General features: G+C 30.3%; 20 protein-coding genes. 16 read left to right on the top strand and 4 right to left on the bottom strand.

Going from position 1 to position 21728, the window contains the following annotated elements:
- The first annotated feature begins 362 nt into the window (after positions 1 to 362).
- From H8S10_RS12795 to H8S10_RS12860, 14 genes are all read left to right on the top strand, one after another.
- Positions 363 to 2171, top strand: coding sequence for a flavocytochrome c (locus tag H8S10_RS12795; protein ID WP_231072604.1), 1809 nt, complete (start codon positions 363 to 365; stop codon positions 2169 to 2171).
- A 182-nt stretch (positions 2172 to 2353) separates the two neighbouring features.
- Positions 2354 to 2941, top strand: coding sequence for a TetR/AcrR family transcriptional regulator (locus tag H8S10_RS12800; RefSeq protein ID WP_186839145.1), 588 nt, complete (start codon positions 2354 to 2356; stop codon positions 2939 to 2941).
- Positions 2942 to 3048: 107 nt separating this feature from the next.
- Positions 3049 to 4482 carry a cardiolipin synthase gene (gene cls / locus H8S10_RS12805; protein WP_186839146.1) on the top strand — a complete coding sequence of 478 codons (1434 nt, stop codon included), beginning with the start codon at positions 3049 to 3051 and terminating at the stop codon, positions 4480 to 4482.
- Between the two features lie 474 nt (positions 4483 to 4956).
- Positions 4957 to 5970: a 3-deoxy-7-phosphoheptulonate synthase gene (gene aroF, locus H8S10_RS12810; RefSeq protein WP_186839147.1), complete on the top strand. Its 1014-nt coding sequence runs from the start codon at positions 4957 to 4959 to the stop codon at positions 5968 to 5970.
- An 11-nt stretch (positions 5971 to 5981) separates the two neighbouring features.
- Positions 5982 to 7031, top strand: a complete 1050-nt coding sequence (gene aroB / locus H8S10_RS12815) for a 3-dehydroquinate synthase (protein WP_186839148.1) — start codon at positions 5982 to 5984, stop codon at positions 7029 to 7031.
- A 12-nt stretch (positions 7032 to 7043) separates the two neighbouring features.
- Complete coding sequence (aroA, locus tag H8S10_RS12820) at positions 7044 to 8339, top strand: 3-phosphoshikimate 1-carboxyvinyltransferase (RefSeq protein ID WP_186839149.1); 1296 nt, start codon at positions 7044 to 7046, stop codon at positions 8337 to 8339.
- The gene (aroC, locus tag H8S10_RS12825) at positions 8317 to 9390 is read left to right on the top strand and encodes a chorismate synthase (RefSeq protein WP_186839150.1); all 1074 of its coding nucleotides are present in this window, start codon (positions 8317 to 8319) and stop codon (positions 9388 to 9390) included. The genes aroA and aroC overlap by 23 nt, the downstream gene beginning before the upstream one ends.
- A 235-nt stretch (positions 9391 to 9625) precedes the next feature.
- Entirely contained in the window at positions 9626 to 10753 is a 1128-nt protein-coding gene (locus H8S10_RS12830) for a chorismate mutase (protein WP_186839166.1), read from the top strand.
- Between the two features lie 15 nt (positions 10754 to 10768).
- On the top strand, positions 10769 to 11584 hold the full coding sequence (gene aroE, locus H8S10_RS12835) for a shikimate dehydrogenase (RefSeq protein ID WP_186839151.1): 816 nt from the start codon (positions 10769 to 10771) through the stop codon (positions 11582 to 11584).
- Positions 11585 to 11598: 14 nt separating this feature from the next.
- Complete coding sequence (locus H8S10_RS12840) at positions 11599 to 12105, top strand: shikimate kinase (protein ID WP_207731884.1); 507 nt, start codon at positions 11599 to 11601, stop codon at positions 12103 to 12105.
- Positions 12106 to 12338: 233 nt separating this feature from the next.
- On the top strand, positions 12339 to 12773 hold the full coding sequence (gene aroQ, locus H8S10_RS12845; protein WP_055264540.1) for a type II 3-dehydroquinate dehydratase: 435 nt from the start codon (positions 12339 to 12341) through the stop codon (positions 12771 to 12773).
- A gap of 63 nt (positions 12774 to 12836) precedes the next feature.
- Positions 12837 to 13850: a 3-deoxy-7-phosphoheptulonate synthase gene (aroF, locus tag H8S10_RS12850; RefSeq protein WP_186839152.1), complete on the top strand. Its 1014-nt coding sequence runs from the start codon at positions 12837 to 12839 to the stop codon at positions 13848 to 13850.
- A gap of 147 nt (positions 13851 to 13997) precedes the next feature.
- Positions 13998 to 14831: a prephenate dehydrogenase gene (locus H8S10_RS12855; protein ID WP_186839153.1), complete on the top strand. Its 834-nt coding sequence runs from the start codon at positions 13998 to 14000 to the stop codon at positions 14829 to 14831.
- Positions 14832 to 14848: 17 nt separating this feature from the next.
- Positions 14849 to 15337: a TM2 domain-containing protein gene (locus tag H8S10_RS12860; RefSeq protein WP_186839154.1), complete on the top strand. Its 489-nt coding sequence runs from the start codon at positions 14849 to 14851 to the stop codon at positions 15335 to 15337.
- 138 nt (positions 15338 to 15475) lie between these two features.
- On the opposite strand, the gene H8S10_RS12865 is transcribed toward H8S10_RS12860, so the two are convergent.
- The gene (locus tag H8S10_RS12865) at positions 15476 to 16033 is read right to left on the bottom strand and encodes a CYTH domain-containing protein (protein ID WP_186839155.1); all 558 of its coding nucleotides are present in this window, start codon (positions 16031 to 16033) and stop codon (positions 15476 to 15478) included.
- A gap of 102 nt (positions 16034 to 16135) precedes the next feature.
- Between H8S10_RS12865 and H8S10_RS12870 the strand changes: the two genes are divergently transcribed.
- Positions 16136 to 17176 (top strand): nucleoid-associated protein, encoded by a 1041-nt coding sequence (locus H8S10_RS12870; protein ID WP_186839156.1) that lies wholly within the window; start codon positions 16136 to 16138, stop codon positions 17174 to 17176.
- Between the two features lie 90 nt (positions 17177 to 17266).
- Here the strand turns inward: H8S10_RS12870 and H8S10_RS12875 are convergent, their stop codons facing one another.
- Positions 17267 to 19249 carry an FAD-dependent oxidoreductase gene (locus H8S10_RS12875; protein ID WP_207731885.1) on the bottom strand — a complete coding sequence of 661 codons (1983 nt, stop codon included), beginning with the start codon at positions 19247 to 19249 and terminating at the stop codon, positions 17267 to 17269.
- A 152-nt stretch (positions 19250 to 19401) separates the two neighbouring features.
- Here H8S10_RS12875 and H8S10_RS12880 point away from each other — a divergent pair, with 152 nt between their 5' ends.
- Positions 19402 to 20307, top strand: a complete 906-nt coding sequence (locus H8S10_RS12880) for an AraC family transcriptional regulator (RefSeq protein ID WP_186839157.1) — start codon at positions 19402 to 19404, stop codon at positions 20305 to 20307.
- A gap of 186 nt (positions 20308 to 20493) precedes the next feature.
- Here H8S10_RS12880 and H8S10_RS12885 read toward each other — a convergent pair whose 3' ends face one another.
- Entirely contained in the window at positions 20494 to 20823 is a 330-nt protein-coding gene (locus H8S10_RS12885) for a DUF4363 family protein (RefSeq protein ID WP_172675742.1), read from the bottom strand.
- Positions 20824 to 20870: 47 nt separating this feature from the next.
- A complete protein-coding gene (locus H8S10_RS18185) occupies positions 20871 to 21710 on the bottom strand; it encodes a DUF421 domain-containing protein (RefSeq protein ID WP_186839158.1) in 840 nt (279 codons plus the stop codon).
- Positions 21711 to 21728: the final 18 nt, after the last annotated feature.

The following is a 21728-nucleotide window of genomic DNA, read 5'->3' on the forward strand; positions in this document are numbered from 1 at the left end:
AATGCAAATCCTATTTGTTGCATAGGAATCACATTTTTTGTGAAGTTTTTCATATTATTACTATGCGCAAAAAAGGAAGTTCAAATTCGAACTTCCTTTTCTTTATCGGCAAATATCAAATTTTTTTTGATACAGCCCCTTTTTTGTTTATATCTAATGTTTTAAAAGGAAAAGTTTGATTATTAACTAACTTAATTAAGTGTTTCATAATGTACATAAATGTGGATTTTATATATTTAAACCAAATAAAAAAGAAAAAAATGGATTTAATAGAAAAAATAATTGACTAAAATTGTTAAATATAATACAATAATTTCGAACTGGTTTTAGAACATGTTCTATATTTGAGGGGGGAATTACAAGTGAAAAGAAAAAAATTAAGCACTGTTATTATTAGTGCACTAATGACTTTAACTATTGCCACAGGTTTAGTTGGCTGTGGACAAAAATCAACTTCAGAAGATTCAGCTATTACTTTTAAAGCTGGTACTTATGAAGCAACAGCGAAAGGGCATAATGCAGATTTAAAATTATCTGTTACTGTCGATGAAACATCTATTAAGGAGATAAATATTTTAGAGCATAATGAATCTCCTGGAATATCAGACCCAGCGTTTGAGAAAGTTCCAAATGAAATAATTGAGACACAAAGTGTAAATGTAGATAGCGTTTCAGGGGCAACTGTTTCAAGTATGGCTATAATAACAGCTGTAACAGAAGCACTTAAGCAATCAGGAGTAGATATAGATGCTTTAAATAAGAGAGCAGAAGGAAATGCTGTCGAAGTTGAAGATATCGAAAAAACTACTGACGTTCTTGTAATCGGTGCAGGGGGAGCAGGTATGGCTGCTGCAGTTACAGCGCACCAAAATGGAGCTGAAGTATTAATAATTGAAAAAATGGGTAAAGTTGGTGGTAATACTATGATATCTGGTACTGCTTACAATGCTGTTGACCCAGTGAGACAAAAAGCACAAGGAATAGAGGACTCAGTTGAAAAGCATTATGAGCAAACTTTAGAGGGTGGAGACAATTTAGGAAATCCAGAATTAGTAAAGACACTTACTGAAAATGCTTACTCAGGAATTGAGTGGCTTGAAAGTTTAGGCATGCAATTTAAGGATGAGGTATTCACTGTTTTAGGTGGATTATGGCCAAGAGCTCATAAACCAGTTTTACCTTTAGGTACAGGATATTTTGAACAAGCATATATGCCATATTTAGAAGAAAATAATGTGGAAGTTATGCTAGAAACAAAAGCTACTGAACTTATCGTAGAAGATGGAAAAGTAGTTGGAGTTATAGCTGAAGGTTCTAAAGGAAATAAAGTAACTATAAAAGCAAATAACGGTGTAATATTAGCTACTGGCGGATTTGGTGCTAATGTTGAGATGAGACAAGAATATGATGGTATTTGGGGAACTTTAGATGAATCAATAGGTACTACTAATCATCCAGGAGCTACTGGAGATGGTGTTGTTATGGCTGAAGCTATAGGTGCTGAATTAGTGGGTATGGATAAAATTCAATTACTACCAATGGGTGATCCTGAAACAGGAAGTCTTACTGGTAATATAGAGCAAGGCGTTGAAGATCGTATATTTATTAACAAAGAAGGTAATAGATTTGTTGATGAAGGTGAACGTAGAGACGTTATGACTAAAGCTTTATTTGAGCAAACTGATGACTTTATGTGGATAGTTGTTGACCAACACTCATATCCAACAGGAGATACAAAAAATAACTTTAACGAAACTATAGATGAGTTAGTTGAAGCAGGAAGAGCTTATAAAGCTGATACTTTAGAAGAATTAGCTGAAATGATGGGTGTAGATAAAGATAACTTTATAAATGCTGTTAATAAATTTAATGAAGCTGTTGATGGAGCAGAAGATGAGTTTGGAAGAACTTTATTTGCGAATAAAATAGATACAGCACCATTCTATGCAGCAGCTAGAAAGCCAACAGTTCACCATACAATGGGTGGAGTTAAGATAAACACTAATGCTGAAGTTGTAAATACTAATGGAGAAGTTATTTCAGGATTATTCGCAGCTGGAGAAGTAACAGGAGGAATCCACGGATCAAATAGATTAGGTGGAAATGCTCTTGCAGATATAACTGTATTTGGAAGAATTGCAGGTGAAAATGCAGCTAAAGCAAACAAATAAGAATATAAGCAGATAATAGTTAATCCCCTAAATTGATTATTATTATATAGGCCATAGAAGTTTTCTTCTATGGCCTAATTTATTTAATTGAATAGATAAAGTAAAGTGGTGATTATAGGTACCTTATGATAAAATAGTATAAAATATTAAATAGAATGCAAGAGTATTTCAGGAGTATAGATATGAGCAAATGCACTAGAAAGCAAATAGAAAAAAGAAAACAAATAATTGAGGCTACAAAGAGCATTATGGATGAAATAGGATTTGAAAATGTAACGGTAAGAGGTATATGCAAGGCAGCTAATATTTCTATAGGAACTTTTTATCATTATTTTAATGATAAAGGAGATATAATAATTCAATTATATACAAGTGTTGATGAGTATTTAAGCGAGATTGAGATAGAAAAATTAAGTGATGAAGATGAACTAAAAAATATAATTACATTTTCAGAAGAGTATGGTAGATTCGTAGCTGATAGTGGGTTAAGTGTAGCAAAACAAATATTTGGAGCAGCAATTAATACTGAATCTGATCAGATTTATAGATCTATAGAAAGAGATATAAATAGGATTATATTTAACATAATAAAAAGGGCTAAAGAAAAAGAACAAATTAATACTGACTTTAGTACAGAAGAAATTTCAAATATGATATTAATAAATATTAGAGGAATAGTTTTTGATTGGTGTAAGTTCCAGGGGCAGTATGATTTAGTTGCACAAATAAGAAATAGTATCAGTATATTTGTAAGAGGCATTAAAAGATAGTAAAAATATTTTATAAAAATTAAAGAAGTAGCCTTTGTATTAGCAAAGATTAATATAGTATATAATATTAATTGTATATAAATATAATAAGGGAAGTTGGTGAAATATTGGGAGCGTATATATTTTTAGCAGCATTAATATTTTTTATAAATATGGTATTAGTGTTCTCGTTAATATTTATTGAGAGGAAAGAGCCTGATACTACATGGGCATGGTTATTGATATTATTAATATTACCAGGTATAGGGTTTATAATATATTTAATGTTTGGCCAAAATCTAAGTAGACAAAAATTGTTTAGGGAAAAAAAGATAATAGATAAAGTTAAGACTAAAGCAGTAAAAGAGAAACATGAATTATCTAAAAAGGATGATAAAAAGTTTATAGATAATTATAAGAGCTTAATACTTATGAATTATAATCATTCAGGGTCAATATTTACTAATGGAAATGATGTTAAAACTTATATAAATGGAGAGGATAAGTTTAGAGATCTATTTAATGATATAAGAAACGCTAAAAAATTTATACATATAGAGTACTATATCTTTAGATTTGATGATTTAGGAAAAGCTTTGATAAATGAGCTTAAGTTAAAAATTGAAGAAGGTGTAGAAGTAAGATTATTAGTAGATGGAATGGGCTCTAAGAGTCTTAAAAAGAAAGAAATACGATATATTGAAAGCATAGGAATCAAATTTTCAGTATTTTTCCCAGGAATATTACCTCATATAAATACCCGTATAAATTATAGAAACCATAGAAAAATAGTTGTAATAGATGGAGATATAGGTTATGTTGGTGGATTTAATGTAGGAAACGAATATGTAAATAGAGGAAAACAGTTTGAGTTCTGGAGAGATACTCATATAAGGGTTCAAGGTGAGGCTGTAAATGAATTAAATAAGAGATTTATCTTGGATTGGGATTATGCTGCAGAGGAAAATATAAATGATATGACGGAGTTTTTCCCAGAGCATAAGATTTATGGAGATGTAGGTATGCAAATAGTATCTTCTGGGCCAGACCATATGGAAGAGTATATTAAGAATGCATATATGAAAATTATTAATGATGCCAAAGAATATGTATATATTCAAACACCATATCTAGTTCCAGATGGACCTGTTATAGAAGCATTAAAGATATCAGCATTATCAGGCGTTGATGTAAGGATAATGGTTCCTGGAAAGCCAGATCACTTTTTTATGGAATGGATGTTAAGTGCTAATATTGGACTATTACTTGATTATGGAATTAAATTTTATAGATATCAAAAAGGCTTTATACATGCAAAAACTATAGTATCAGATGGAAAAGTATGTAGTATTGGGACAGCGAATTTGGATATAAGAAGCTTTAAATTAAACTTTGAAGTAAATGCTATTATGTATAATGAGGAAATATCAAAAGAACAAGAAAATATTTTTTATAAAGATCAAGAAAAGTGTAAGCTTGTCACCAAGAAAGAGTACGATAATAGAAGTAGATCCCTTAGAATTAAAGAGTCATTAATAAGGCTAATTGCTCCTATCTTATAAAATGCGTGTTGACAATATGGTTAAAATTGGTATAATTAACACAAGAGAAAAATAAAACATTATACGAGGTATTATTATGAAAGGATTAAGAAAAGAATTATTTGCAAAATTATATAGCTATTTTTACTTTTTTATGTTCTGGGGCTTTTATTTTAGCGCTGGCTATTTCTTTTGCAAAAATAAATATAATTCTATCTTAATGGGAGTATAATAATAGTACACATTTTTATAATGTTATATAAATAAGTGTTAATAATTTTGTTATATCAAAGAGAACTCATTAAGAGTTCTCTTTTTATATTTAAACTCCAAATTTAAATTTGGCTAGTTTGAAATACTCCTACGAACGTATGTGAGTAGCGAGTTTCATTTAAATAGTAAATTTTTAATTTGGAAAGCTTATAGCACACCTACGAGTGAATGCGAGTAGTGTGTTTCATTTAATTATTGACTAAATAAAAGGGGGCAATTTAAATGGTTGTAATTTTAAAACCAAAAACAAGTACAGAGGAGATTAATAAATTAACTAAGGACTTAGAGTCAAAAGGGGTTACAGTTAATCCTGTAATTGGAACAGAGCTTATTATTTTAGGATTAGTAGGAGATACAAGTAAAATAGATCCATGTTATATTGAAGCTAATCCTTATGTAGAGAGAGTAATGCATGTTCAAGAGCCTTTTAAGAAAGCAAATAGAATGTTTCATCCAGAAGATAGTATTATAGATGTAAATGGAAATACTATTGGTGGAAGAAAGATTTCTATTATTGCGGGACCTTGTTCTGTTGAAACTGAAGAACAAATATTAACTGTAGCAGAAGATGTTAAGAAATATGGGGCAAGTTTCTTAAGAGGGGGAGCCTTCAAGCCAAGGACTTCACCTTATAGTTTCCAAGGGTTAAAATATGATGGATTGGAGCTATTAAAGATAGCTAGAAAACAAACAGGATTACCTATAGTGACAGAGATAATGTCACCATATGATATAGATATATTTGCTGAGAATGTAGATGTAATTCAAGTTGGAGCAAGAAATATGCAAAACTTTGACCTTTTAAAAGAACTTGGTAAAATAAATAAACCAATACTTTTAAAGAGAGGTTTATCAGCTACCATAGAAGAATTACTTATGAGTGCTGAATATATAATGGCAGGTGGTAATGAGAATGTAATTCTTTGTGAAAGAGGAATAAGAACATTTGAAACTTATACTAGAAACACTTTAGATTTAAGTGCGATACCTGCAATTAAAAAGTTAAGCCATTTACCGGTAATAGTAGATCCAAGCCATGCTACAGGAAAGTGGTGGATGGTTGAGCCTTTAGCAAAAGCTGCAGTTGCAGTAGGTGCAGATGGACTTATAATAGAAGTACACAATGACCCACAAAAAGCATGGTGTGATGGACAACAATCAATTAAACCGGAATTATTCAGAAATATTATGAATGATTTAAGAGTAATAGCAGAGGCAGTTGGTCGCGAAATTTAGGAGGAGTAAAAATGGATTTAGTTGTTGATTTAGGGGAAAGAAGCTATCCTATTATAATAGAAGATGGATTATTAGATAGAGTTGATGTTGAGATAAAGAAAGTCTTTAATGGTAATAAGATATTTATATTAACTGATAATAATGTTAATAAGTATTATGGAGATGTTATTTATTCAAAACTAGAAGAAGTAGGTTATGAAGTTAAAAAACATGTATTACCTGCTGGTGAAGAAAGTAAGAGCTTCTTTACCTTACCAGAGGTTTATAATTCATTATTAGAATTTAATCTTACTAGAAGTGATTTGATAATTACTTTAGGTGGTGGAGTAATTGGAGACCTTGGAGGGTTTGTTGCATCAACTTATCTTAGAGGTGTTAGCTTTGTCCAAATACCAACATCACTTTTAGCTCAGGTTGATAGTAGTGTTGGAGGGAAAGTTGCAGTTGATTTAGAAAAAGGAAAAAATCTTGTAGGTAGCTTCTATCATCCTAAGTCAGTACTAATAGATCCATTAGTATTAAAGACTTTAGATAAGAGATTCTTAATTGATGGAATGGCTGAAGTTATTAAGTATGGATGTATAAAGGATAAAGAACTTTTTAAATATCTTGAAAATATTAATGATTATAATGAATTAATCAACAATATTGGAATTATTATCCACAGATGCTGTGGTATAAAAAGGGAAGTTGTGGAAAAAGATGAGAGAGATAATGGAGAAAGAATGTTATTAAATTTCGGTCATACTATAGGTCATGCAATAGAGCAATATTATAATTACTCTAAATATACTCATGGAGAAGCTGTGGCTATAGGAATGTATAATATTTCTCTTATAAGTGAAAAGTATGGTCTTACACAGGTAGGTACAAGTGTGAAAATAAGAAGTATTTTAGAAAAATATGACCTTCCATATAATATGGATATTGATATAGAAAATATTTTAGATACTATGAATTTAGATAAAAAGAAATTAGGTAAAAAGTTAAATTTAATTATTTTAAAGGAAATAGGAAAATCTGAAATTTATAAAACTACAAATGAGTTTTTCAAAAAGTAAAGGTGAGATATTATGGCAGATTTAAAAGTATATCCATCAAAATTAGAAGGAAGTATAAAAGTACCTCCTTCTAAGAGTATGGCACATAGAGCGATAATTTGTGCAGGTCTTAGTGATGGAAAAAGTAAAATTGATAATATAGATTATTCTGATGATATAATTGCAACTATTGAAGGGATGAAAGCTTTAGGTGCTAATATTATTAAAAAAGGTGACAGTTTAGAGGTAGAAGGCATATATTCATCTTCATTAAATAGAAAAGTAGAGAGAGTTATTGATTGTAATGAGTCAGGGTCTACTTTAAGATTTTTAGTTCCAATAGCATTATTAATCCCTGGTAAAAGTAAATTCATAGGAAGAGGTAATTTAGGGAAAAGACCTTTAAAGACTTATTATGAAATATTTGATAAGCAAGGAATTAAATATTCTTATGAAAATGAAAAGCTTAATCTAGATGTAGAAGGAAATTTAAAAGGTGGAGAGTTTTATGTTGAAGGTAATGTAAGTTCTCAATTTATTACTGGATTACTTTTTACACTTCCATTATTGAAGGAAGATTCAAAAATAGTAATAACTACAGAGATGGAATCTAAAGGATATATTGATTTAACACTATCAGCTATGAAAGAGTTTGGAATTGATATAATTAATAATGATTATAGAGAATTCATTATAAAAGGAAATCAAAAGTATACTTCTAGAGATTATAGAGTTGAAGGTGATTATTCTCAAGGAGCATTCTTCTTATGTGCAAATGCATTAGGGAATGATATTGAAGTAAAAGATTTATCTCTTAAATCCCTTCAAGGAGATAAAGAAGTAGTAGATATATTAGAGAGAATGGGTGTTGAATTTATCAATTCTGAAAATGGTATTAGAAGCAAAGTTAAGAATGAAATTAATTCAACGATAATAGATGGATCTCAGTGTCCAGACATAATACCAGTACTAGCTGCAACGGCTGCGTTGGCAAAGGGAAGAACAGAAATAATAAATGCGAGTAGGCTAAGAATTAAAGAGTGTGATAGATTAGCTGCCGTAAATAGCGAATTATCAAAGCTTGGAGTAAATGTGGTAGAAAATGAAGATGGACTAATTATTGATGGTATTGATAGTTTAGATGGTGGTATTGAAGTTTGGAGCCACAAAGATCATAGGATAGCAATGACATTAGCAATAATTGCTACTAGATGTAAGAATCCTATAATTATAAAGGATTATGAATGTATAGCTAAATCTTATCCAAATTTTTTTGAAGACTATAAAATGTTAGGAGGTAAAGTAGATGAGTGGAATGTGGGGAAGTAAAATAAAGATATCTATATTTGGTGAATCCCATGGAAATGCTATAGGAATAAATATTGATGGATTACCTAGTGGGTTAGAATTAAATTTAGAAGATATAGCTTATGAAATGAGAAGAAGAGCTCCAGGTAAGAGTCCATTATCTACAGCTAGAAGTGAAGAAGATATTCCAGAAATATTGAGTGGATATTTTAATGGAAAAACTACAGGAACACCTCTTTGTGCAATTATAAGAAATACTAATACAAGATCAAAGGATTATAGTCTTTTAAAGGATGTAATGAGACCAGGTCATGCAGATTATAGTGGAAATATTAGATATAACGGTTTTAATGATTATAGAGGTGGAGGGCATTTTTCGGGAAGAATAACTGCACCTTTAGTTTTTGCAGGAGCTATATGTAAGCAAATATTAAAAGAAAAAGGTATAGTAGTAGCAGCTCATGTTAAGTCAATAAAGGATATTAAAGATAAGAGTTTTCTTGATTCAGATATAGATTTAAATTCTGTAGAGGCATTAAAAACTTTTGAGTTACCTTTAATAGATAAAAGTATTGAAGAGAATATGAGAAAAGAAATATTAGAAGCTAAGGAAGATATGGATTCAGTAGGTGGAACTATTGAATGTGGTGTATTTGGAATAAATCCAGGTGTAGGAGATCCATTTTTTGATTCAGTAGAATCAACATTAGCTCATCTTTTATTCTCAGTACCGGCTGTAAAAGGTGTTGAATTTGGACGAGGATTTGAATTGACTAATATGAGAGGTTCTCAGGCTAATGATGAGATATATTATGAAGATGGAAAAGTTAAAACTAGAACTAATAATAACGGTGGAATATTAGGGGGAATAACTAACGGTATGCCAATAATATTTACAACTGCCATAAAACCAACTTCATCTATTGGAAAAGAGCAGAAAACAGTAAATATTAATACAAAAGAAAATACAATATTAAAGGTTGAAGGAAGGCATGACCCTTGTATAGTTCAAAGAGCTATCCCAGTGATAGAGGCTGTTACTGCAATTGGAATATTAGAGCTATTATCGTAAAGTGAAAAGTTTAGATTGCGCAAAAGGTAAAAGGATTACCCTTGGTAATAGAGAAAAGTTTTGCTATACGAAAGGGGAAAAGTTGCCTAAGACAAGATTATGGTTTTGATTTGCAAAAGGTGATAGATTCCATTTGAATAGTGATGCTTTTGCTTTGCAAAAGGTAAAATAATTGCAGTTGGAAATTGAGATAGAGGAATGAACGTAGAGAAATATAAATAGAAGTGAGGTGGAGATTATGGATCTTTCAGATTATAGGAAGGAAATTGATGAGATAGATGAAGAGATGACTAGGCTTTTTGAAAGGAGAATGGATATCTCTGTTAAGGTTGCAGAATATAAAATTAATAATAAATTACCTATCTTTAATGGTGGAAGAGAAGCTGAAGTAATTCATAAAAATGTTAAAAGGTTAAAAAATTCAAGCTATGAATCATTAATAAGAAAGTATTTTAATCATTTAATGGAGTTAAGTAGAGCACTTCAACAAAGGAGATTTAATGAATGTAATAATTGCTCTACAGAAGCAAATGGAAAAATTAGAGATGGTAAGTTAGGATTTCAAGGTTTAGAAGGCTCTTTCAGTGAAGAAGCAATGATAAAGTATTTTGGAGAAGAGAGAGAAACATCTCACTATGAAACTTTTGAAGACGTATTTGAAGCTTTAAAAAATAATGAAATAGATTATGGAATTTTACCGGTAGAAAACACTTCAACTGGTGCTATAACAGAAGTTTATGACCTTATGAATAAATATGGTTTTTATATAGTTGGAGAAGAGTGTATTAAGATAAATCAACATCTTATAGGATTAGAAGGAGCTACTTTAGATAATATAAAGGAAGTTTATTCACATCCACAAGGTTTTCAACAAAGTAGTGAATTCTTGAAAACTAATAAACAGTGGATATGTATACCTTACTACAATACAGCAACAAGTGTTAAAAAAGTATATGATTTAAATGATATAACAAAAGCAGCTATAGGAAGTGAAAGAGCTGCTAAGCTATATGGGCTTAAAATATTAGCTCATAATATAAATAACCAATATGAGAATCAGACTAGATTTTTAATAATAGGTAGAAATTTAGAATTTGATGAAAATTCAGATAAAGTAAGTGTTGTTTTTTCATTAGAAGATGAAGTGGGAACATTATATAGTCTCTTAAAGCACTTTGCAGAAAATAACATAAACTTAAAGAATATTGAATCAAGACCAATTAAGAACTCACCTTGGAAGTATTTATTGTATGTAGATTTTGAGGGGAATTTAAATAGTATTGAAGTTAAAAATGCTTTGAAATTAATTCAAAAGAATAGTGGGTATTTTAAGTTGCTTGGTAATTATAAAAAATTTAGCTAATTAGGAGTTAATGTTATGGATTTTTTTGGGCTATTAGGAGAAAAATTAAGTCATAGTTTATCACCTGAAATTCATGGTACTATATTGAAAAGTATAGATAAATGTGGAGAGTATAAGCTTTTTGAAATAGAAAGAGATAAATTAGGTGAATTTATTGAAGCAGTTAAGCTTTTTAATGTAAGAGGATTTAATATTACTATACCTTACAAACAAGAAATAATGAAATATTTAGATTTTGTATCTGAAGAAGCTAAAAGAATTGGGGCTGTTAATTCTGTAGTATTAAAAGATAATAAACTATATGGATATAACACAGACTACTTTGGATTTGGAGCTACTTTTGAGAGGAAAAAAATTACTTTTAAAGATAAGATAGCAGTAATCTTAGGAACAGGTGGAGCTTGCAAAGCAGCTTTAACATATATTTTAGATAATGAAATAAAAGAATTATATTTAGTTAGTAGAAATCCGAAGGATGTAAGCTTGAATGTGGATGATAAGAGGTTGAAAGTTATTAGCTATGATGAATTAAAGTGTATAAAAGGCAATATTATTATTAACTCTACGCCTGTTGGCATGTATCCTAATAAAGATAGATGTCCGATAGGAAAGGATATAATTGATAATTATGATGTAGTAATGGATCTTATATATAATCCATTAGAAACTAAATTTTTAGAGTATGGAAGAGAGAAAGAAAAGATAACTTTAGATGGTCTTTATATGTTAGTAGCTCAAGCTGTAAAAGCTCAGGAGATATTCCAAGAAATTAATATTGATGATGAGATAATAGATAATATATACCGAGACTTACAAGATAAATTTAAGTAATTGAGGGTGTTATTATGGAAAAGACTAAAAAAAATATTCTTTTAATAGGAATGATGGGTTGTGGTAAGACAACGTTGGGAAAGATATTAGCTAAAAAATTATCTTATGACTTTATTGATATGGATAGTTATATTGAAGAAATATCAAATGATACAATTTCTAATTTATTTAAAGTAAGTGAAGATAATTTTAGAAATTGGGAAACAGAGAGCTGTAGAAGATTAAGTAAACTAAAAGGGACTGTTATTTCAGCTGGTGGAGGAATAATAAAAAAAGATATTAATATGAAGCTATTTGATGAAAATAGTATAATAGTTTTTATAGATAGACCAATAGAGAACATTTTGGAAGATATAGATGTATCTAAAAGACCTTTACTGTCTGATGGAAAAGAAGTATTATATAAGCTAAAAGAAGAAAGATATGATTTATATAATAAGTATTGTGATTATAGGATTGTTAATGATGGAAGTATAGAAGAGGCTTTATATGGAATTGTTGAAGTTATTGAGAAGAATTAAAGTAAAGTGCGAATCACTTTGGTGAAAAGTTTGACTACGTCAAAAAGGAAAAAGTCACTGACATGACAGTGAAAATATTGCTTATGGCAATAGTGAAAAATGTTTATATTGGTACTTTTCACTTTAACTTAAGTTAACTTTTTACTGCTACAACAGTATCTTATTCATCTCGATGTAGTCGACTTTTCACTGTGAAGTTTGCTTCGCACTTTATTTAGGAGGCGGGATTTTAAGTGAAGGTAATGGTAATAAACGGACCTAATTTAAACATGGTTGGAGTTCGTGAAAAAGGTATTTATGGTACTAGAAGCTTTGAAGATATATGTGATTATATAAAAGATGAAGCTAATAAAAGAAATATAGAAGTAGAGCTTTATCAAAGTAATATAGAAGGGGATATAATAAATCAAATTCATAAATGTTACTATGAAGATTTCGATGGTATTATTATAAACCCAGGAGCTTATACGCATTATAGTTATGCAATACATGATGCTATAAAAAGTGTAAATATAAACACTGTAGAAGTTCATCTATCTAATATACACGCAAGAGAAGAGTTTAGACATAAATCTGTAACAGCACCAGCATGCATAGGACAAATATGTGGGTTTGGAGAAATTGGGTATATCTTAGCAATGGATGCGTTAAAAAAAGTTAATAGTTAAGAATTAACAAATAAGAGTTAAGAATGAAACTATTAACTATTCATTATAAAAAGGAGTGATAGTATGATAGTTGTAATGAATCCAAATGTAACAGATTCAGATATAGATATTGTAAAAAAAGAGTTAGAAAGTAAGGGGTTAAGCGTTCATTTATCACAAGGAAGTACTTATTGCATAATTGGAATAGTTGGAGATGCTTCAAATATAGATCCAGATAAGTTATTAACTTTTGATGGAGTAGATAAGGTACTAAAAGTACAACATCCTTTTAAGAAAGCAAATAGATTATTTAAGCCAGAAGATTCTATAGTTAAAGTAGAAAATACTTTAGTCGGAGGAAATAATTTAGGAATTATGGCAGGACCATGTTCTGTAGAAAGTGAAGAACAAATAATAGATATTGCTAAAAAAGTTAAGGCTTCAGGTGCAAACTTCTTAAGGGGGGGAGCATTTAAGCCAAGAACTTCACCATATAGCTTCCAAGGATTGGAGCTTGAAGGATTAAGATTATTAAAGTTAGCAAAAAAAGAAACTGGACTTCCTATAGTTACAGAAATAATGTCAACAGATTACATAGATGATTTTGTTAGAGAGGTAGATGTAATTCAAGTTGGTGCAAGAAACATGCAAAACTTTGACCTTTTAAAACAATTAGGGAAAACTAACAAGCCTATTTTATTAAAAAGAGGATTATCAGCGACCATTGAAGAATGGTTAATGTCAGCTGAGTACATAATGGCTGGTGGTAATGAAAATATTATTCTTTGCGAAAGAGGAATAAGAACTTATGAGGGATATACAAGAAATACTTTAGATTTAAGTGCAGTTCCTGTAGTAAAGAGATTATCACATTTACCAATTATAGTTGACCCAAGTCATGCAGCAGGATATTGGTATTTAGTTGAGCCGTTAGCAAAAGCTGCAATTGCGGCAGGAGCAGATGGACTTATGATAGAAGTTCATAATAATCCACAATGTGCTTTAAGTGATGGACAACAATCTATAAAACCAGAATCATTTGACCAACTTATGAAGAAGATTAAGGTGTTGGCTGAAATGGAAGGAAAAAGAATTTAATATAGTTAATAGTTAAAAGATAAGAATAAATAGTTATAGCTAATACTATACAAAAGTTTTTATAAATTAATTTTAAAGTCAGCGTAAGCTGACTTTCTTCATACATTATTAACTATTAATCGTTAAGTGAATAAAAGGGGGCTATTTATGAATATTGTTATAATAGGACTTGGTGTGATTGGCGGAGGATATGCTATGGCATTAAAGGAAGCTGGTTATACTGAAGTATATGGGGTAGATAATAACATAGAAACATTAGAAAAGGCTAAGTTTTTAGGAATAATTAAAGAAGGTTGCCTTACAGGTGAAAGTGTTATTCCTAAGGCAGATTTAATAGTTTTGGCTGTTTATCCTGATTTAGTTAAAAAGTTTATTCAAAATAATATAAAGTTATTTAAAGATGGATTAGTTATTACTGATGTAACAGGAATTAAGGAACCTTTTATAGAGGAAGTAACAGAGATACTTCCAGATAATATAGATTTTGTTTTTGGACATCCTATGGCAGGACGAGAAAAAAAGGGAATAGATTATGCTACTAATACTGTATTTAAAGGAGCGAATTATCTTATAACTGTAACTCCAAAAAATAAAGAGAAAAATATAAGTTTAATTGAAGATTTAGCATATAAGATGGGCTTTAAAAGGGTTAAGAAAATAAGTCCAGAATATCATGATGAAATGATTGCTTTTACGAGTCAACTTCCACATGCATTAGCTGTGGCATTGATTAATAGCGATATAGAAGGTAGAGATACTGGAAGCTTTATTGGTGATAGTTATAGAGAATTAACTCGTATAGCTAATATTAATGAGACACTTTGGAGTGAACTATTTTTAGGGAATAAGAATAATTTAATTGTATCAATAGAAAATTTCCAAAGGGAGCTTGAAAGTATAAAAGAATGTATTAAGAACGATAATAAAGAGGGTCTAGAAAAATTATTTATAAAATCCACAAAGAGAAGAGAAAATTTATAAATTTTAGGAGGGTATTTATGTATTGTGAGAACTGTGGAATGGTAGTGAGTGATAATAGTAATTTTTGCTCAAATTGTGGGGCTAAAGTTAAAAAGCCTATACTAAAATGTAGTAACTGTGGAGCAGATGTTAAAGAATATGATACTGTCTGTGAAAAATGCGGACAAATAATAGAGCGAAAAACAAGCAATCATACTAAAAGCTCTACAGATGTAGAAGTATCATCAGTTAACTCAAATGCAAATAGCAACAGTACAGCTCAAAATACAAATGTTAATAAAAAACAAAAGTCTAAAGTTGTTGCTGGGATTTTAGGTGTTTTAGTTGGACCTTTCGGAGTTCATAGATTTTACTTAGGATATATAGGTATAGGAGTACTTCAATTAATATTAACATTTTTAAGTTTTGGATTAGCAAGTCTTTGGGGATTTATAGAAGGTATATTAATTCTTTGTGGTGTTGGAATCACAGAAGATGCTGATGGAGTACCACTTTCGGACGATTAAAATCGTGGTGAAAGGTTCCTACGGCAGATAAAAGGTCAGTTATGCTGAGGTGAAAAATTAGTTGCACTAAAATGAAAAATAATCTTTTACGAAGTAAAATAGGGAAAAATTTTGAGTTTGCATAAGTAAAAAGGGCGATTAACGCCCTTTTGTTTTACCTTGTATTCCTCTTTCGGCTAATATATCGTAAATAGTTTGAGAAGTTGTATCTTCTAATGTATATCCTAATAGCTTAACTATTTCTTCAAGTTTTTCAACAGAAGTTGTTTCGATTTCTAGGTAAGGAAAAGGACAGAAGCTTTTATCATTTATATCTATTTCTACAAGTGAATCATTAATTTTATAGCTTTCTCTATATTTGGATATAGACTCTTGAAGTTTAAGTCCTAAAGAAGTGAAAATTCTTCTAGCCATTTCTTTATTATCAACTATAACCTCATTTTCTTCCATAACTTTAAATGTATCTTGACTTAACATTTTTTTAGTAGTCATAAAAACTGTCTCTTTACCTTGTATTCTATCTACTGTAGTTCTTATTCTAGCATATCCTTTAGCAGATAAAAGTCTACCATCTTCAAAATCATATATTTCATTTACTTGGTCTTCAGATTTAACTTTTTCTCCACCAAGTGAAATCAGTTTATTTCTTATATCATCAACATCAATATCTACGATTCTTGTTTCTAATTCTTTCATTCAAAATACTCCCTTCAAATGTCATTAAAAATATTATAAACTAATGCTATAATAATAGCTATAATAATATATGTTTGACTACAATAGTAAGAGGTGTAAGGTATGGAATACATTAATGATATAAATATTCAAGAAGCTGTGATACATATTTTAGATAGTAATAGCGATGAGCCTATCTTAAATGAGTATAATTTAGAGTTGACTGAAGATATTTATAAATTTTTATATAGGCATATTGAGAAATGCTTAAAGGATGAAGAGTTAAAGACAGCTGTATTTAATCCAGAAAGAAATATAGTAAAAGAAATAGTACAGGATTATTTAAATGGAATAGATAAAGATATGATAACTTTATCTAGAGAACTAGCAAGACAACTTTTCGTAATAATGAAGGGAAATGTAAACATACCATCTTGTGATTTGATAGTTGCATTTTTGATAACGGACCAAGGACCTTTAATAGCAATATTAAAGATGGATTATGTTAAAAACTTTACTCATCAAGTTGATTTTGTTGGGGATAAAATAGGAATCGGAATAGTACCTCAAGCAGCAGGTCTTCCAGGTAGTTCTCAAAGAATACAGAAGGCGGCATTTATTAAACCAATAAGAGATGATCAAAGATTTGATTTATGGGTAATTGATAAACAGAAGAAGAGTAAAGAGGATGATGAATATGGAGCAAACTATTTTTTAAATAGTTTCTTAGGTTGTACAATAGTTGCTAATAATAGAGATATGACAAAAACTTTCTTAAAGGCTGCAGAAACTTGGACTAGAAGTAATGTAACAGAGGATGCAGATAAGGCAGAAAGAATAAGAACTACTATAAAGAGTAAGCTAAAGGAAGAGGATTCAATAAGTATAGATGATATTTCAAATCAGCTTTTCAAAGAAGAGCCTAAAGCAAAAGAGGAGTTTGCTACATTTGTTAAAGGACATGGATTAGAAGATGAAATTGTAGTTGATAAAATGTGGGTTGAAAAGAAGCTAAAAAGAATTAGATTAAAAATAGATAAGGAAATTGATTTATATATTGATGAAGAGGCATATCATGATCCAACTAAATTTGAGATTCAAAGAAATGGTGATGGAAGTATAAATATGATTATAAAACATGTAATTAATTATATTGAAAAATAGAGTAAAACAATTGGTGGTATCGCAAAATAGATAAATATATTTTGCGATACCACCTTATATTTTTATATATTTAGGGAGTACACTATTTAATTACTTTGCAGCCTCAGTTAAACACTGAACAACAGCCTTCTTAATACGCTCTGAAGTTAAAGTAGCTCCAGATACTGCTTCCACATCTACAGAGTTTGTTTCAACTATTTTTGCAGGAATATCTTTGATAGCTCCAGATGCGACTGCTTCCGTTTCTTTGTTATCTCCTACAACAACCTCTGATATTTTACCATCAGCAATTGTTACATTTACAGTCATTGGACCTTCTTGTCCATCAACTGTTGCTTCATATTTTCCATCTTTAAGTTCTTTACTCATATCAAATTCATTTTCACTAGTTTTATCTTTAATAAATAATTCCTCATCTAACATGTTTTCAGCTGGTTTAACTTCGTAGCCAGTTGCAGGTTCAGTTGACATAGCATGTCTAGCAGCTAAACGACCAAATGCTACTGGTCCCATAACTCCTGTACCACCAGAAACGAATTTACCCCAGATACCACCTACAACTTCTCCAGCAGCGTATAAACCAGGAATTGCAGTACCAGATGCATCTAATACTTGTAAATCTGTATTAGTTTGAATTCCACCTAAAGTCATTATACATAAAGCATTAAGACGTACTGCATAGTACTTTTGACCTTCTATTTTGTTGTTAGCTAATTTAAATGTGTTGAAGTTTTCATCATAACTACGACCGAATTCATCAGTTTCACCAGCTTCAACTGAAGCGTTGTATGAGTCTACAGTAGCTTGTAATTTCTCTACTGGAACTTCTATCATTTCAGCTAATTCTTCTAAAGAGTCTGCTTCATAAAGTGCGTGTTTTCCTGGAGCACCTTCAGCACCAAATCTTAAATCATACATACCAGCCGCATTATTAGCACGTAAGTCTTCTAATATTTTATCTGTGAATATATCAAATTGAACTGCATCTGGTTGTTCTTCAAGGGCAACTTCTCTTATTGATGGATTAGCTTCTGTTTCATTTACAAAACGCTCTCCCTCTTTATTTACAACTATACCACCAGTTTTCCAAGTGTAAGTTGAAGCTATAATTCCAGTTGTTGGATCATCTTTACTAGCAAGACCCATAGGGAACGTTGGTATATATCCCATTATTTCATCATCTTGTAAAGCTCCACCAACTTTTTGCATCATTAATAAACCATTTCCATCAGCTGTTGCTGGACTTCCAGTAATGTAGCTTCCACCATAAGTAGCGTATTTAGCCATAAGCTTATGGTTAGCAGAATATCCACCTGTAGCTACGATAATACCTTTTTTACTATTGTAACGAGTAACTTTTCCAGTTTGAGTATTTTCACCGCATACGCTAAGTACTTGACCTTCGTCGTTAGCAATTAAATCAGTAGCTTTTGTTAAGTATTCAACTTCAATTTTGCTGTTTGATTTAAGAAGGCCATCTAATACTTCATGTAATGGTGATTTATAATTAGTTTTATCTTTTGCTTGTGCTTTATAAGTACGTTGAATAGAGTAAAGTGCATGCTCAGGAGCAAAAACTGCACGATTTCCTTGCTGATCTTTCGTAAACTCATATTCGCTTAATCCATTATCCCAAAGCCATTGGAATGCATCCTTATCTTCTTCAACAAATATTTCAATCATTTCTCTATTAGGTTTTCCACCAAAGTCACTTCCAGTGTTCATTATATCTTCTACAAACGATTCAAGAGTATCTTCAATTCCATCTTCCTCTTGAATGATTGTTTCAGCAGCTGACATTGATCCACTAGTAAAGTTTAGTGATCCCCCAGTTTTATTAGTAGCTTCAAGAATAATAACCTTTTCAGCTCCATTGTTAACAGCCTCTAAAGCTGCAGATAAACCTGCTGCCCCTGCACCTACGATAACAAGATCTGCAGATTTCTCATCATCAAATTTAATTTCTTGTGTTTGTAGATTCGTATCATCATTACCAGATGTGCTTGTACATCCAGTAAACGAACCAACAGTAATTGCTACTGATAATAGTAGTAGTAAAGCTTTTTTTATCATTTAATTATTCCCCCTTATTGAATATGTTAACATAATAACATAATTGTATTTTTTTTAACAATAATATTTCTGTTTTAAAACTTATACAAATCATAACCAAACTTTCCAAAATAATGATATAATTAGAATTAATTTTATACATGAGGTGAACTATGAATAATAAAAAAATAAACTATTTTCCAGTGCTTGAAGAAGATCGTGTATCAAGGTATTTAGCAGCTCTTAAATATAAACTAATTACTTTTGGAATATGGCAGCAAAATGAAGATGTTCCCATGCATAATGAAGTTCTTGGACATTTTAAATTTATATATATAACTAATGGTTCTTGTACCCTGACTATAGGGAACGTAGACTATGAGGTTAAAAGTGGAGATACTCTATTATTTCCTCCTTTTATAACTTATCGTGCAACCTGTCATCAAGGTGAAGAGCTTAAATTTTATTTTTTACACTTTGATGTGGCTCCTGTTGACAAAAGAAATCTTTTAACCATGTTATTAGACTTACAGGATATTGCTATATACAAGGGGTTAATTACAGAGCGTTCTATAGCTAACCTTGGAAATCTTAATCAACAGCTTTTAGATAATAAACCTGGGATTTATTATAATATAAGCAACCTATTACATAGTACAATCTTTGCTGCTCTAAACGCTTCTGAACCAAGTGATTTATTAGGTCTAGCCAGTGAAGTAGCTGCAACAAATGAAGAACTTATAATTCAAGATTGTGCAAAATATATTGATACTTATATCCATGAACAAATACAAGTTGACGACCTTTGTCGCCATGTTAATGTATCACAAAGTTATCTATACAAATGTTTTACAACTGTTTTGGGAGTATCTACTAAGGATTTCATACAAAAGCATAAGCTGAGAAAAATAAGTGTAGAACTATTATCGAAAAGTATACCTTTACAAGAACTTGCAGATAAATATGGATTTTCCTCTGCAAATCATTTTAGTACAGTATTTAAGAAATATTATGGATGTTCCCCAAGTGTTTATAAACAAAAGCACCTAGAAAAGTTTAATTTAGAAAATAGTATATAATAAAAAAGCTAGCCTTTCTTCTGATTAGTGAGAAGAGGGACTAGCTTATTATTGTACGCTGATTGTGCTAGTAGATGAAACTAAAACATTAATTTAACTAATACAACCGTGACAATTTGAATAGAATATATTTATATATAAAAACTATTAAGTAGTGCATAAATATATTTTTTGATAGTTTTAAAATTAGAAGATATTCTCAATATTTGGAACCTGTAGTTCTTTCATGTGTTTAGTACTATATTTTAATAAATGAAGAGAAGCTTCACTTTCGCTTATATCATCATTTTCAAGGTATACTGAAAGCTTTAAAGCTTCATTTAACATAACATCATAATCCATATGGTTTATGTATATAGCGGCTATAGCACCTCTATCTTGAATCATATCAAATAAATCCATTGCTTTTTCAAAACTTACTTCTACATTATCAGTTTTTATTGACTCTTCCATTTCATCACAGATGTTAACTATATCAGTACAAAGACTTTTAAATTTAAAATCAGCATAAAACAAAAAAATAATTAAGGCTAAGAAAAGTGAAATTGAAATTAATGAATTTTTTATTTAAAACACCCCTTTTCATAGTCATCATACAGTTGGCATATAATTTTACCATTAGTATCTGTCATATATAGAAGTACATCCTTTATAGAATTTATTCCATGTTTTTTTAATTCAGCCTCTATCCAATATTTATTTTTACCACTAGTAGTTAAAGAATTCTTATTTACGTGGCCATCTAACACATAAATAACTGGAAGACGAGGTCTTTGATTGGAAGAACTACTAGTAGTTTTATTTGGACTATTACTTCCTTGAATATTAATAGTAGAAGTTCCGCTATTAGCAGGTGGTGAACTAGAAGAATTTGCCTTAGAAGAACTATTTTGACTAGAATCACCAGATGAGCTACTAGATTGCGATTGGTTTTCTTTAGATGAACTAGATTCTGAGGAAGCGTCATAAGTTAAAAAAGACATTTGCCCATTATTCTCTAATATCCCATATTCGATTTCATTTAAATCAAAATAGCCAGCTAATCGTAACTCTTCCATAAGTTCGTCTAAGTTAATCTGTTGACTTTTCAAAGCTTTAAAATTTATCTTACCTTTACAAATTAGTATACTTGGTTCACCTTCAAGAAATTTTCTTGCAGCTTGACTTTTTAATTGAAGCTGAGTTAATACAGTCTTAATAAATAGTAATGTTACAATAGGTATAATTCCTAAGATTAATGGTAATCTCGTGTCTTGCATTGGTAAAGCTGCTAAATCTGATATCATTATTGTTATTACAAATTCGTAAGGCTGAAGTTCTCCAATTTGTCTTTTTCCCATTAGTCTCATCACCAGTATTACTAACGCATATAAAAAGATAGTTCTAATTAATACAATAAACATTTAATCACCACCTCTATT

This window comes from Clostridium sp. NSJ-49 (assembly GCF_014287725.1).
Classification (GTDB): domain Bacteria; phylum Bacillota; class Clostridia; order Clostridiales; family Clostridiaceae; genus Clostridium; species Clostridium disporicum_B.